The organism is Streptomyces sp. CC208A (assembly GCF_030010625.1).
Lineage (GTDB): Bacteria > Actinomycetota > Actinomycetes > Streptomycetales > Streptomycetaceae > Streptomyces.
Window position 1 is genome coordinate 247,018 of the sequence record NZ_JASCXN010000001.1, and the last position, 12,725, is coordinate 259,742.

Sequence of the window (12,725 nt, forward strand, 5' to 3'; positions counted from 1 at the left end):
GTGTGCCGTCAGCACGACTTTATCCCGTACCGGCGTGCCGCTCCCCGCTGCGGCCCTGGTCGGTGTCGGTCCGGTCGCGTACGGTGAAGGTCCTTCCCCCATCGCCGTACGACTCCGGCGCCCTCGACGCACCGGAGCCGCAACCGAACAGGAGACCCCGGTGCCGGTCCTTCCCGGAGCCGAGCCGTACCGCCATGAGGGCGGAGAGGTCGGCGTCCTTCTCTGTCACGGATTCACCGGTTCCCCGCAGTCGATGCGTCCGTGGGCCGAGTACCTGGCCGACCGCGGCCTGACGGTGTCGGTGCCCCTGCTGCCGGGGCACGGCACCCGCTGGCAGGACATGCAGCTCACCACCTGGCACGACTGGTACGCGGAGGTGGACCGGGCGCTGCGCGAGCTCACCGCCCGCTGCACGACCGTCTTCGTCTTCGGCCTCTCCATGGGCGGGGCGCTGGCCCTCCGGCTCGCCGCGCAGCACGGAGATACGGTCCGCGGCCTCGTCCTCGTCAACCCGGGCAACAAGGTGCACGGCCTCGCCGCGCACGCCCTGCCGGTGGTGCGGCACCTCGTCCCGACCACGAAGGGCGTCGCCAACGACATCGCGAAGGAGGGCGTGACCGAGATCGGCTACGACCGGGTGCCGCTGCACGCGGCGTACTCGCTGCGGCGGTTCTTCCGGCTCGTGGACGGCGAGCTGCCGCAGGTCACCCAGCCCCTCCTGCTGCTGCGCAGCCCGCAGGACCACGTGGTGCCGCCGGCCGACTCGGCCCGTGTGCTCAGCCGGATCTCCTCCACCGACGTCAGGGAGGTGCTGCTGGAACAGAGCTACCACGTGGCGACGTTGGACCATGAAGCGGAGCGGATCTTCGAGGAGAGTCTGGCGTTCGTCGAGCGCCTCGCCCCGGGACTCGTGGGCGGGAAGGGGAGCAGGAGCGGTGGCTGACCAGCAGGACGGCGGCGGCGAGCGGGAGCCGCAGCCCATCGACGAGGAAGCGGCGTGGGCCGCGATCGTCGCGGGATACGGCGAGGAGCCCGCGGACCCTCCGGGGGCGCGCCCGTTCCGGCCGATCGAGAACCTGGTACTGCCGGAGCCGGAGGAGCTGGAGGCCCGCGAGACCCGGGCCGCCTCGGGCGGTGACCTGCCGAAGCCGGACAAGACGAAGCGGGAGCCCGAGCCGGGGCCCGACGCGGGCGACGGCGACGAGGACGGTGACGGCGACGACGGCGGCAGGAGACCGGCCCTCGGCAGCTCGATCACCTTCGCGCCCGGCGTGCGCCCGGGCGGCCCGCGCGACTACAGCCTGGCCGAGCCCGAGGAGGCCCCCGGCGGCGGCGCGGCGGACGAGGGCCACTTCGTGCCGCCGGAGCCGCCCCCGCTCCCGGAGGCGGACGCCACCACCAAGTTCGCCTGGCTGGCGGTGATCGGCGGCCCGGTCCTGATGCTGGTCGCCGTCCTCCTCCAGTGGGACATGACCTGGTGGCTCACCACCCTGTGCATCGGCGGCTTCCTCGGCGGCTTCGTGACCCTGGTGGCCCGTATGAAGGGCGACGACGAGGACGACGACGGCTACAACGACCCGGGCCGCGGCGCGGTGGTGTGAACCGTTCCTCCCGACGCCGGTCGCGGGCCGGGCTGCCGCCCGTCAGGCCGGGGCCTGGAGTCTGACCGCGGCCAGTACCGGGAGGTGATCGGTGGCGGCGGTCAGGTCGGCCGGGGGCAGGTGCGGGGGGACGCCGCAGCCGAGGAAGTCGACGGGGGCGGTCGCCAGGATCGCGTCGATGCGCTGGTGGGGGCGGGTGGCGGGGTGGGTGTGCTCGGTGCCCCAGGGGCGGGTCTCCCAGCCGTCGCGGAGGGTCCGGGTCAGCCGGGTGAAGGCGGGGCCGCCGGGACGTTCGTTGAGGTCGCCGGCGACGATCGCGTACGGGGTGCCGAGCGCGGCGACCCGGTCGAGGACCAGTCCCGCCTGGGCGTACCGCTCCTCCTCCGCCAGGCTCAGATGGCAGCTGACCAGCCCCAGCCGGACCGCGCCGAAGCGGACGACGGCGGTGGCGAGGCCGCGCCGGTGCAGGCCGGGGGTGAGCGGCAGGAGCACGTCCTCGGTCCGCTCGACGGTGGCGCGCAGGGAGCAGAGCAGCAGCGGCCCCGCGGCGGGGGCCCCGCCGGAGAGGACGACCAGTTCGCTCTTGGCGGCCAGCCGGGCCGCGTGCTTGCGCCAGCGGAAGAAGCGGGGGGCCTCCTGCGCGAGGACGACGTCGGGGGCGCAGGCCCGGATCACCCGGGCCAGGGCGTCCTCGTCGTCACGCATCGAACGGATGTTGTAGCTGAGGATCCGGACCACGGCCGAACCGTCCGGCTCGGTACGGGAGGCGGGCAGAGCGGGCAGCGCGCCGGTCGCGTCGAGGGCCATGGCCTCAACATAGGCCGGATGCCCGCCCCGCCCCAGGGGGCGCGGCGGGCATCGGCCGGAAACGACGGGCGGGTCAGCCCTGGCGGGCCAGGTCCGCGGCGCCGACGAGGCCGGCCTTGTTGCCGAGCTGGGCGGCGAGGACCTGGGCGTGCGGGCGGTAGCTGCCGCCGATCAGCCAGCGCCGGAAGGACTTCCGGATCGGGTCGAGGACGAGCTCGCCCTCGTCGGAGACGCCGCCGCCGACGATGAACGCGGAGGGGTCGAAGAGCGAGGCGAGGTCGGCCAGGCCCGCGCCGGCCCAGCGGGCCAGCTCGCGGAAGGAGTCGATGGCGACCGGGTCGCCCGCGCGGGCGGCCTCGCTGACGTGCTTGCCCTGGATGCCCTCGGGGGTCCCGTCGCCGAGCGAGAGCAGTACCTCGGCGTTCTCGGGGGTGGCGGCGGCGCGCTGCCTGGCGTACCGGACGAGGGCGCGGCCGGAGGCGTACTGCTCCCAGCAGCCCTGGCTGCCGCAGCCGCAGAGCAGGCCGTCGGGGACGACCCGGATGTGGCCGAACTCGGCGGCGACGCCGAAGCGTCCGCGGCGCAGCTTGTTGCCGATGATGATGCCGCCGCCGAGGCCGGTGCCGAGGGTGATGCAGATGACGTCCTCGTGGCCCTGGCCGGCGCCGAAGCGGTACTCGCCCCAGGCGGCGGCGTTGGCGTCGTTCTCGACGACGACGGGGAGGCCGACGCGCTGCTCGACCTTGTCCTTCAGCGGCTCGTGCCGCCAGTCGATGTTCGGCGCGAAGAGGACGGTGGCCCGCTTGTCGTCGACGTAGCCGGCCGCGCCGATGCCCACGGCCTCGATCCGGTGGCCCTTGCCGGCCTCGGACACGGCCGCGCAGATGGCGTCGACGATGCCCTCGGGGGTCGGCGGGGTGGGCACCGTGTGCGTGTCGAGGATGTTGCCCTCCTCGTCGACCACGCCGGCCGCGATCTTCGTGCCGCCGATGTCGACGCCGATGGTGAGTCCCATGTGTCCCTCAGTTTTCGGTCGAGCCCCGCTAGGGCCCACCGTACCCGAGGGGAGGGGCCGTACCGATCAGTCCAGGTCGATGGGGCGGCCGGTGGTGGGGCCGTCCTCGCCGTCCGTACGGTCCTCCGGAGCGGGGTCGCGGGGGTCGCCCTTGGAGGGGCCGGGTCCGCGGGTCCAGCGGGTCTCGTGGCCCTCGACGGCCGAGCGGTAGGCGGCGAGGAGTTCGCTGCCCGCGGCGGCGAGGTGGTCGAAGACCTGCGGGTTGCGCTCGACGATCGGCTCGACGGCGGCCTTCGCCTGGTCGACGAGGCCCCTGACGGCCTCGGCGGCCCGGTCGGCGGCCTCGGCCGCGTTCTGCCCGCCGAACAGCGGGGCCGCGGCGCCGAGTCCGCCGGTGAGCTTCTCGGCGACGGCCTCGAAGAGCTTGCGGAACTCCTCGGCGGGCGAGCCGGGTTCCTCCCCGTGCTCGGCGCGGCGGCGGGCCTTCTCCGCCGCCAGGTCCTCGGCGCAGGCCTCGGCCCAGGCGTCCGGATCGCTGCTCATGGCGTACTCCTCCGTCGCGCTCCTCGGATCCTCCTTCGACGGTACACGCCGGGGACGGCCCTCAGGAGGGCCTGGGCCAGAGTCCGGGGTCGGGGGCGAAGCGGACCCTGAGGTCGCCGTCGACCAGGCCCGCGCCGGTGACGGTGCAGCGGCGCAGGGCGGGCGGCAGGGGCAGGACGCGGCGGAAGGGACCGGCGCCGAGCAGCAGTTCGTCACCCCTGCGGACGAGGGAGAGCTCCTGCTTGACGGCGCCGGGCAGCGGCAGGTGCCAGACGAGCACGCCGTCCTCCGTACGCCGGTCCTCGACGGTCGCCGCGGGCGCGGGGGCGGGCGGGAGGCCGGGTCCGACGGCGGCGAGCAGGGCCAGGTCCTCGGGGCCGCGCGGGTCGCGGCCGAGGTGCGGCAGCTCGTGCAGGAGGTCCCCGGCCCCGGTGCGCAGGGTCTCCAGGTGCCGGTGCTGCTGAACGGTCAGGGCGGTGAGCCAGGGGTCCTCGGAGGCGGCGGGCAGCAGCCGGTTGGCGATCACGGCGTCGAGGGCGAGGCCCTGGAGGGCGAGGCCGAGGCGGGCCTCGCGGAGGGTGGCGGCGGCGTTCGGTCCGGGTTCGAGGACGAGCCGGACGGTGGTGCCGGGGGCCTCGACGACGGCCTGGACGGTGGCGAGCTCCCGCTCCCAGCGGGCGGTGGTCTCGTACAGCCACTGCGCGGGCATGGGTACGCCGGCGAGCTGGGCGAGCATCGGGCGCAGCGCGCGGGCGGCCTGCCGCTCGGGCGGCAGCAGCCGGCGCAGATAGCGGCGGAGCTGCTCGGGCAGGGCGAGGACGGCCAGGGCCTCGCGGAGCGGCGGCAGGTCGACGACGACCAGGTCGTGATCCCCCGCGGCCGCCTCCCGCAGCGCCCGCAGCAGGGCGAACTGCCGGCTGCCGGGCAGCTCGGTGAGCTCGGCGTCCTCGAACGGCGAGGCCCCGAGGAAGTCGAGCACGGCCCCCGAGCGCTCCTGGAAGGCGAGGAACTCCCGCCGGAAGTCCCCGGCGGGATCGGTCCGCAGCACGGTGAGGGTGCCGGGGCCGACGGCGGTGCCGGGGCCTGCGCCGTGGCCGATGGCGGTGCCAGGGTCTCCGCCATGAGCGGCGCCGACGCCAGGGCTGGCGCCAGGGCCTGCGCCGGGACCGGTGCCTCCGCCGTGGGCAGCGCCGGTGCCGGGGTCCGTCCCGGGGGCGGTGCCTCCGCCACGGGCGGTGCCGGTGCCATGAGCTGCGCCGCCGCCGGGGCCTTCTCCAGAGGCGGTGCCTCCGCCGGGACCGGTGCCGGGGCCCTCGCCGCAGAACGGGGCGGCGGCAGAGCCTTCGCTTCCGGCCGCGCCGGTCTCGCGCCCCTGGTCACGACCGGCACCGGCGGCCGGAGCCGCGACCGCCTCCGTACCCGTGGCGTCGGACGGGACGAGCAGGACGCGGCGGCCCGCGTGGGCCTCGGCGAGGGCGGTCGCGGTGGCGACCGTGGTGCGCCCGGCGCCGCCGGCTCCGGTGACGAGGATGATCCGCATACGGGTGACGCTACCGCGCCCCCGGCGGGGTTCAGGCGCCGGACTCCACGCGCTTCTTCAGGCCGTCGAGGGCGCGGTCGATGATGACCTTCTCGGCCTTGCGCTTGATCATGCCGAGCATGGGGATCTTGACGTCGACGGTGAGCTGGTAGGTGACCTCGGTGCGGTCGCCGGCGAGCGGGGTGAGGCGGTAGGAGCCGTCCAGGGAGCGCAGCATCTGGGACTTCACCAGGGTCCAGCTGACCTCGTGGGGGCCGCTCCAGGTGTACGCGAGGGTGTGGTCGTCCTTGATGGCGCCGGCGTCGAGGACGAGCCGGACCTTCTCGGCGCGGCCGGCGTCGTCGGTCTCCAGGACCTCGGCCCGGGTGACCTCACCGGTCCACTCGGGGTAGCGGGCGAAGTCGGCGATCACACCCATGACGTCGGCCGGCGCCGCCTCGATGGTGATGCTCGAGCTGGTGTGTTCGGCCATCGCGGTGGCTCCTCCACTGTGCGGTCCGGCGGACGTACAAAGGGCACACACGTGCCGACGGAAGGCTATCGCGCCCCTGTGCCGGCCCCGTCACCCCTCCGCCCGTCGCCCCTCCCCCGTCACCACTCCAGGGCGAAGGGGCGGCCGGTGGCCGCGAAGTGCCCGACGTTCACGCACTCGGTGGCGCCGATCCGCATCCGGCGGACCAGGGGCTGGTGGATGTGACCGAAGAGGGCGTAGCGGGGGCGGGTGCGGTGGATGGCGGCGAGGAGGGCGCGGCTGCCGCGCTCGAAGCGGCGGGCGACGGTGTCGTAGGTGAGGTCGGGGACCTCCGGCGGGATGTGGGAGCAGAGGACGTCGACCTCGCCGAGGGCCTCGACCTTGGCGGCGTACTCCTCGTCGGAGATCTCGTACGGGGTGCGCATCGGGGTGCGCAGGCCGCCGCCGACGAAGCCGAGGACGAGGCCGCCGAGCTCGATCCGCTGCCCGTCGAGGACGGTGGTGCCGGGCCCGGCGTACTCGGACCAGAGGGTGGGGATGTCGACGTTGCCGTAGGTGGCGTAGGTGGGGGTGGGGAAGGCGGCGAAGAGTTCGGCGTACTGGCGGCGGACGGCCGCCTCGATGGCGGTCTCGCGGTCGACGGCGAGTCCGGCCCACAGGCTGCGGCCGAAGTCGCGGGCCTCGTCGAAGCGGCGGGCGGTGCGCAGCTCGACGATCCGGTCCGCGTTCGCCTCGCCGAAGAGGTCGGGGAAGATCCCTCTGCTGTGGTCGGCGTAGTCGAGGAAGAGGACCAGGTCGCCGAGGCATATGAGGGCGTCGGCGCCCTCCCCCGCCTTGGCGAGGGCTCCGGTGTTGCCGTGCACGTCGCTGATCACGTGGACTCGCATGTGCCCACCTTAGGGGGTCGGACCTGCGGTTACTTGGGAGACGGGAAAGCTGTCGACTACTGTGCGGAGAGAGCCGTCACGCTGGTGTGACGCACGGAACATCTGACCGTGACCCCCTATCGGGAACCGTGTACTGGTGGGTAACGTCCGGGCAGTCCACAGCCGTGCTCGTCCCCACCGAGCACCTGCCCGATCATGGACCGCACCGGTGCGAGCACAGAGCCGTGGCGCCGGAGCCCGATGAGGAGCAGCAGTCTTGCGCGAGTTCAGCCTTCCGGCCCTGTACGAGGTCCCTTCGGACGGCAACCTGACGGATCTCATCCGCCGCAACGCCTCCCAGCACCCAGACGTCGCCGTGATGGGCCGCAAGGTCGACGGCGTGTGGACCGACGTGACCGCCAAGGAGTTCCTCGCCCAGGTGCGCGGGATCGCGAAGGGCCTGATCGCGGCCGGGGTCGAGGTGGGCGACCGCGTGGCGCTGCTCTCCCGCACCCGCGAGGAGTGGGTGCTCGTCGACTTCGCGATCTGGAGCGCGGGCGGTGTGACCGTGCCCGTGTACGAGACCAGCTCGCCGGAGCAGATCCAGTGGATCCTCGGCGACTCGGGCGCCTCGCTCGCGGTCGTGGAGACCGCCGCGCACCAGGCGTCGGTGGAGTCGGTACGGGACGGACTGCCGGCCCTGAAGGGCCTGTGGCAGATCGAGGACGGGGCGGTCGCGAAGCTGACGGCCGCCGGCGCGGAGGTCTCCGACGAGACGCTGGACGCGCGGATGTCGGCGGCGAACGCGGACGACCCGGCGACGATCGTCTACACCTCGGGCACGACGGGCCGCCCCAAGGGCTGTGTGCTGACGCACCGGGCGTTCTTCGCCGAGTGCGGCAACGTGGTGGAGCGCCTGAAGCCGCTCTTCCGCACCGGCGAGTCCTCGGTCCTGCTCTTCCTGCCCGCCGCGCACGTCTTCGGCCGGCTGATCGAGGTGGCCTCGGTGATGGCCCCGATCCGCCTGGGCTGCCTCCCGGACATCAAGACCCTCACGGACGAGCTGGCCTCCTTCCGGCCGACGCTGATCCTGGGCGTGCCGCGCGTCTTCGAGAAGGTCTACAACTCGGCGCGGGCCAAGGCGCAGGCCGACGGCAAGGGCAAGATCTTCGACAAGGCCGCGCACACGGCCATCGCCTACAGCCGCGCCCTTGCCACCCCGCAGGGCCCGTCCCTGGGCCTGCGGCTCAAGCACAAGCTCTTCGACAAGCTGGTCTACTCGAAGCTGCGGGCGGTGCTCGGCGGGCGCGGCGAGTCCGCGATCTCCGGCGGCGCGCCGCTGGGCGAGCGGCTCGGCCACTTCTTCCGCGGCATCGGCTTCACCGTCCTGGAGGGCTACGGCCTGACGGAGTCCTGCGCGGCGACCGCCTTCAACCCGTGGGACCGCCCGAAGATCGGCACGGTCGGCCAGCCGCTGCCGGGCTCGGTGGTGCGGATCGCCGACGACGGCGAGGTGCTGCTCCACGGCGAGCAGATCTTCTCCGGGTACTGGAACAACGAGGCGGCGACGGCCGAGGCGCTGACGGACGGCTGGTTCCACACCGGCGACATCGGCACCCTCGACGAGGACGGATACCTGACGATCACCGGCCGCAAGAAGGAGATCCTGGTGACGGCGGGCGGCAAGAACGTCGCCCCCGCGGTCATCGAGGACCGGATCCGTGCCCACGCCCTGGTCGCGGAGTGCATGGTGGTCGGCGACGGCCGCCCCTTCGTCGGCGCCCTGGTCACCCTGGACGAGGAGTTCCTGGGCCGCTGGGCCGCCGAGCACGGCAAGCCGGCCGGCGCCACCGCCGCCTCGCTGCGCGAGGACCCGGAGCTCCTGGCCGAGGTCCAGCGGGCGATCGACGACGGCAACGCGGCGGTCTCCAAGGCGGAGTCGGTCCGCAAGTTCCGCGTCCTGAGCTCCCAGTTCACCGAGGAGGCGGGCCACATCACCCCGTCCCTGAAGCTGAAGCGCAATGTGGTGGCGAAGGACTTCGCGGACGAGATCGAGGCGATCTACAGCAAGTGAGCCCATGGCGAAGGGGCCCGGCGCGTGCGCGCCGGGCCCCTTCGCCATGTCTTACAGCAGCTCCCTGAGCCGTTCCGCCAGGAGGTCCCAGCGCCACTTCTCCTCCACCCAGGCGCGGCCCCGCTCGCCCATGCGGGCGCGGAGGTCCGGGTCGAGGAGGAGGGTGGTGACGCGGTCCGCGGTGTCCTCGGCGGACTCGCCGCGGACGACCCAGCCCGTCTCGCCGTCGAGGACGGCGTCGGGGGCTCCGCCCGAGTCGCCGGCGACGACCGGGAGACCGGTCGCGGACGCCTCCAGGTAGACGATGCCGAGGCCCTCGACGTCGAGGCCGCCGCGGCGGGTGCGGCAGGGCATGGCGAAGACGTCCCCGGCACCGTAGTGGGCCGGGAGCTCCTCCCACGGGACGGCGCCGGTGAAGCGGACGGAGGCGGCGACGCCGGTCTCCGCGGCGAGGCGGCGCAGGTCCTTCTCGTACGGGCCGCCGCCGACGATCAGCAGGACCGCGTCCGGCACCCGCTTCAGGATCCGGGGCAGGGCGCGGATCAGGGTGTCCTGGCCCTTGCGCGGGACGAGCCGGGAGACGCAGACGACGACCGGGCGGTCGGTGAGGCCGAGGCGGGCCCGGACCTCGTCGCCGCCGGAGCCGGGGTGGAAGGTCTTCTCGTCGACGCCGGGCGGCAGCTGCGTCATGCGGCCCGCGGCGGCCGGGGTGAGGGCGGAGGCGATCCGGGAGCGGGTGTACTCGCCGAGGTACGTGATCGTGTCCGTGCCCTCGCCGATCCGCCGCAGCAGCTGCCGGGCGGCGGGCAGCTGCGCCCAGCCCGCCTCGTGCCCGTGGGTCGTGGCGACCAGCCGCCGCGCGCCGGCCCGGCGCAGGGCGGGGGCCATCAGTCCGAGGGGGGCGGCGGCACCGAACCAGACGGACTCGCAGCCGTGTTCGCGCAGCAGCGCGGTCGCCCGTGCGGTGACCCGTGGTGTGGGCAACAGCATGGTGGTGCGGTCCCGGACAACCGTGAAAGGCTGTTCCGCGTCGAACAGAGCGGTGGCCTCCGCCCCTTCGCGGCCTCGCTTCCACGTGGAGGCGTAGACCACGAGCCGGTCGGGGTCCAGCCGCAGCGCCATGTTGTGCAGGAACGCCTGGATTCCGCCGGGACGCGGCGGGAAATCGTTCGTTACGATCAGGGTCTTGTGCATCGTGACAGACAGTACGTGATGGCACGCGGTCGCACCCTACGCCCGGCACCACCCCCTCCGCGCGAGCGGACCGACAGGACAGGAACAGGACAGGTATGACGGGCGCAGCGGGGATCGGCTCGCGCATGGCCGCACGCTTGTGGGAGTCACGGCTCCCGATCAGTCTCTGGGCACTGACCAGGATCGTCCTCCTGGTGTGCGTCTTCAAGATCGTGGTGGTGCCGGGTCCGGACGTCACCAGCGACGTGGAGCAGATCTACCAGAGCTGGTACGAGGTCCTGAAGACCGGCACGTACCCGCAGGACGACGTCACCTGGCAGTACCCGCCGGCCGCGGCGCTCGCGATCCTCTCCCCCGCGCTGCTGCCCTTCCTGAACTACGCGGCGGCCTTCTTCGTCCTCGCCTTCCTCTGCGACGCCGTCGTCTTCGGGCTCCTGCTGCACACGGGCGGCCGTCCCGGCCGGTCGGCGCGGGGCGCGTGGCTGTGGCTGGCGGCGGTGCCGCTGATGGGCCCGACCGCGTACGCCCGCTACGACATCATGGTCACCGCCGTCGCCGTGGCGGCGCTGCTGGCCGCGATCCGCAGCCCGCGGGTGCTCGGCGCGCTCGCCGGTTTCGGCGCGGTCCTCAAGGTGTGGCCGGCGCTGCTGCTCGCGGGCACCCCGAAGGGCCGGGCGACCTGGCGGTCCTGGCCGGTGGCGGCCGGGACGGCGGCGGGGGTCCTCGCGCTGTGCGCGCTCTGGATGCCGGGCTCGCTGTCCTTCCTCTCCTCCCAGAGCGAGCGGGGCACGGAGATCGAGTCGCTGGGCGCGATGGTCTTCCACGTGGCCCGGCACTTCGGCTGGGACGGCGAGGCGCGGATGAACTACGGCTCGATCGAGTTCCTCGGCCCGTACGTGTCCTGGGTCTCGAAGGGCGCCATGGCGCTGACCGTGGCCGCCTTCGCGTGGCTGCTGCTGTGGCGGTTCAAGGCGCGCCGCTTCACCTCCTCGACGGTGGCGGACGCGGCCTTCGTGGCGGTGCTGCTCTTCACCGCGACGAGCCGGGTGCTCTCCCCCCAGTACATGATCTGGCTGATGGGTCTGGCGGCGGTCTGCCTGGTGTACCGGTCGAGCCGGATGCGGACGCCCGCGTATCTGATCCTGTGGGCGACGGCGGTGACGCAGTTCGAGTTCCCGGTCTGGTTCTCGCACGTGTCGCAGAGCGACTGGCTGGGCATCGGCGTGCTGTTCCTGCGCAACGGTCTGCTGATCGCGGCGACCCTCATGGCCTGCCGGATCCTGTGGCGGCACACGGTCACCGAGGCCGGCACGGTGACGATCCCGGTCCCGGCGGGTCCGCCGGAGCGGGAGAAGGTGCTCACCGGATCGGCCTCTCAGGCCAGCTTGTCCCGCAGGTAGGCCCGCCACTTTGCCGTGAACTCCTCCGGGGAGGTGTCGAGCACCTTCCGGAGGGCGTTCTCCACCGCGCCGTCCCGGCCCGGGTGGGCGCCCACCTCCCGGTAGAAGGCGGTCAGCCGGTCCTCGCCCCAGCGGTCGGCGATCAGCGCGCAGGCCAGCCAGCCGCTCTCGTAGGCGCGGGCCAGGGCCTCGGCGTCGCCGTCGAAGCCGAAGTCGGCGTCCTCGGGGAGCGCGGCGGGGAGCTCGCCCGCCCGGACGGCCCGCCGCAGTTCGGGGGCGGCCTGGGCGGGGGTGCGGTCGCCGCCCCGGTAGGCGGCCCAGTCGGCGAAGCCCTCGGAGAGCCAGACCGGGGTGGACGGCGAGGTATGGGCGCGGGTGGCGACGTGGACGGTCTCGTGGGTGAGGACCAGCTGCCGGCCGAAGCCGCCGAGCACCCCGTACGCGTCGGGGTTGACGATCACCCGGTCCGCGGGCGCGTCGGCGCGCCGCTCGGTCTCGCCGGTGGTGACGGCCGCTATCCCCCGGTACTGCGAGCCGTCCGCGGCGAGCAGTCCGCCCATGTCGTCGAGGGAGGCGGGGACGAGGACGAGGACCCGGCGGGCCCACTGCGGGCTCCAGGCGGCGTCGACGGCGGGCACGGCCCGGTCGGCGAGGCGGGCGATCTCGGCCAGTCTGGCCCGGTCCTGGCCGACGCCGAGGACCAGTGAGCGGGCGCCGCGCACGGCGGTGACCTCGCCCTGCTCCCAGAGCCGTACCGGGGCGCCCTCGGCGGGACGCTCGCCGGTCACGTACCAGCGCCCGTCCCGTTCGGCGAGCTCCATCACGCGGCCGGCGTCGAGGGGCCCGCGGTCGTACCCCTCGACGCGGTGGCCGCGCTCGACGCGGGCGGTGAGCCGGCCCTCGCCGGTGCGGTCGACGCCGGTGACGCGGTAGCGCCATCCGGCGAGCGGGACGGCCGCGAGGCGGCGGAACTCGGCGCGGGCGGCCGCCTTGTAGGAGGGGTCGGCGGCGGCGAGCCAGGCCGTCTCGTCGCGGTCGAGGAGGGCTTCGGCGTGCCGGTCGAGGAGGGCCTGCACCTCGTGGAGGGCCGGGTCGGCGGGCCGGGCGGCGGTGTCGCAGCCGACCAGGGCGGCGAGCGCGGCGAGGGCGAGGAGCAGGGCGAGCGGCGCAGCACCCGGCCGTCGCGCTCCGCGCCCCTGTTCCACCACGCCAC

At 74.1% G+C, this 12,725-nt stretch carries 13 protein-coding genes and 1 pseudogene; 4 read left to right on the forward strand and 10 right to left on the reverse strand.

Annotation, left to right across the window (positions count from 1 at the left end; genetic code table 11):
* Window positions 1-19: 19 nt before the first annotated feature.
* A complete protein-coding gene (locus QK442_RS01105; RefSeq protein WP_282692061.1) occupies window positions 20-229 on the reverse strand; it encodes a hypothetical protein in 210 nt (69 codons plus the stop codon).
* On the opposite strand from QK442_RS01105, the gene QK442_RS01110 reads away from it, so the two are divergent.
* A complete protein-coding gene (locus QK442_RS01110) occupies window positions 161-943 on the forward strand; it encodes an alpha/beta fold hydrolase (RefSeq protein ID WP_282691829.1) in 783 nt (260 codons plus the stop codon). The genes QK442_RS01105 and QK442_RS01110 overlap by 69 nt on opposite strands.
* Complete coding sequence (locus tag QK442_RS01115; RefSeq protein ID WP_282691830.1) at window positions 936-1,601, forward strand: hypothetical protein; 666 nt, start codon at window positions 936-938, stop codon at window positions 1,599-1,601. The genes QK442_RS01110 and QK442_RS01115 overlap by 8 nt, the downstream gene beginning before the upstream one ends.
* A 42-nt stretch (window positions 1,602-1,643) precedes the next feature.
* Here the strand turns inward: QK442_RS01115 and QK442_RS01120 are convergent, their stop codons facing one another.
* The 7 genes and pseudogenes from QK442_RS01120 to QK442_RS01150 form a co-directional block, all read right to left on the reverse strand.
* Window positions 1,644-2,408: an endonuclease/exonuclease/phosphatase family protein gene (locus QK442_RS01120; protein WP_282691831.1), complete on the reverse strand. Its 765-nt coding sequence runs from the start codon at window positions 2,406-2,408 to the stop codon at window positions 1,644-1,646.
* Window positions 2,409-2,481: 73 nt separating this feature from the next.
* Window positions 2,482-3,423: an ROK family glucokinase gene (locus tag QK442_RS01125; RefSeq protein ID WP_282691832.1), complete on the reverse strand. Its 942-nt coding sequence runs from the start codon at window positions 3,421-3,423 to the stop codon at window positions 2,482-2,484.
* Between the two features lie 66 nt (window positions 3,424-3,489).
* The gene (locus QK442_RS01130; RefSeq protein ID WP_282691833.1) at window positions 3,490-3,966 is read right to left on the reverse strand and encodes a DUF5304 domain-containing protein; all 477 of its coding nucleotides are present in this window, start codon (window positions 3,964-3,966) and stop codon (window positions 3,490-3,492) included.
* A 61-nt stretch (window positions 3,967-4,027) separates the two neighbouring features.
* Window positions 4,028-5,065 (reverse strand): ArsA-related P-loop ATPase, encoded by a 1,038-nt coding sequence (locus QK442_RS01135; protein WP_282692042.1) that lies wholly within the window; start codon window positions 5,063-5,065, stop codon window positions 4,028-4,030.
* Between the two features lie 339 nt (window positions 5,066-5,404).
* Window positions 5,405-5,506 (reverse strand): annotated as a pseudogene (locus QK442_RS01140) (ArsA-related P-loop ATPase); the annotation flags it as partial.
* Between the two features lie 31 nt (window positions 5,507-5,537).
* Window positions 5,538-5,978, reverse strand: a complete 441-nt coding sequence (locus QK442_RS01145; RefSeq protein ID WP_282691834.1) for an SRPBCC family protein — start codon at window positions 5,976-5,978, stop codon at window positions 5,538-5,540.
* A 119-nt stretch (window positions 5,979-6,097) separates the two neighbouring features.
* Window positions 6,098-6,865, reverse strand: a complete 768-nt coding sequence (locus QK442_RS01150; RefSeq protein ID WP_282691835.1) for a metallophosphoesterase — start codon at window positions 6,863-6,865, stop codon at window positions 6,098-6,100.
* 256 nt (window positions 6,866-7,121) lie between these two features.
* On the opposite strand from QK442_RS01150, the gene QK442_RS01155 reads away from it, so the two are divergent.
* A complete protein-coding gene (locus tag QK442_RS01155; protein ID WP_282691836.1) occupies window positions 7,122-8,918 on the forward strand; it encodes an AMP-dependent synthetase/ligase in 1,797 nt (598 codons plus the stop codon).
* A 51-nt stretch (window positions 8,919-8,969) separates the two neighbouring features.
* Here QK442_RS01155 and QK442_RS01160 read toward each other — a convergent pair whose 3' ends face one another.
* The gene (locus QK442_RS01160; protein ID WP_282691837.1) at window positions 8,970-10,112 is read right to left on the reverse strand and encodes a glycosyltransferase family 4 protein; all 1,143 of its coding nucleotides are present in this window, start codon (window positions 10,110-10,112) and stop codon (window positions 8,970-8,972) included.
* A gap of 125 nt (window positions 10,113-10,237) precedes the next feature.
* On the opposite strand from QK442_RS01160, the gene QK442_RS01165 reads away from it, so the two are divergent.
* Window positions 10,238-11,512, forward strand: coding sequence for a glycosyltransferase family 87 protein (locus QK442_RS01165; protein WP_282691838.1), 1,275 nt, complete (start codon window positions 10,238-10,240; stop codon window positions 11,510-11,512).
* Here the strand turns inward: QK442_RS01165 and QK442_RS01170 are convergent.
* On the reverse strand, window positions 11,488-12,639 hold the full coding sequence (locus tag QK442_RS01170; protein ID WP_282692043.1) for a hypothetical protein: 1,152 nt from the start codon (window positions 12,637-12,639) through the stop codon (window positions 11,488-11,490). The two genes, QK442_RS01165 and QK442_RS01170, sit on opposite strands and share 25 nt — an antisense overlap.
* Window positions 12,640-12,725: the final 86 nt, after the last annotated feature.

Coding starts and splice junctions, on each gene's coding strand:
- QK442_RS01160 (WP_282691837.1), bottom strand. CDS start 10,112: ATGCACAAGACCCTGATCGTAACGAACGATTTCCCGCCGCGTCCCGGC.
- QK442_RS01165 (WP_282691838.1), top strand. CDS start 10,238: ATGGCCGCACGCTTGTGGGAGTCACGGCTCCCGATCAGTCTCTGGGCA.
- QK442_RS01150 (WP_282691835.1), bottom strand. CDS start 6,865: ATGCGAGTCCACGTGATCAGCGACGTGCACGGCAACACCGGAGCCCTC.
- QK442_RS01125 (WP_282691832.1), bottom strand. CDS start 3,423: ATGGGACTCACCATCGGCGTCGACATCGGCGGCACGAAGATCGCGGCC.
- QK442_RS01120 (WP_282691831.1), bottom strand. CDS start 2,408: ATGGCCCTCGACGCGACCGGCGCGCTGCCCGCTCTGCCCGCCTCCCGT.
- QK442_RS01145 (WP_282691834.1), bottom strand. CDS start 5,978: ATGGCCGAACACACCAGCTCGAGCATCACCATCGAGGCGGCGCCGGCC.
- QK442_RS01130 (WP_282691833.1), bottom strand. CDS start 3,966: ATGAGCAGCGATCCGGACGCCTGGGCCGAGGCCTGCGCCGAGGACCTG.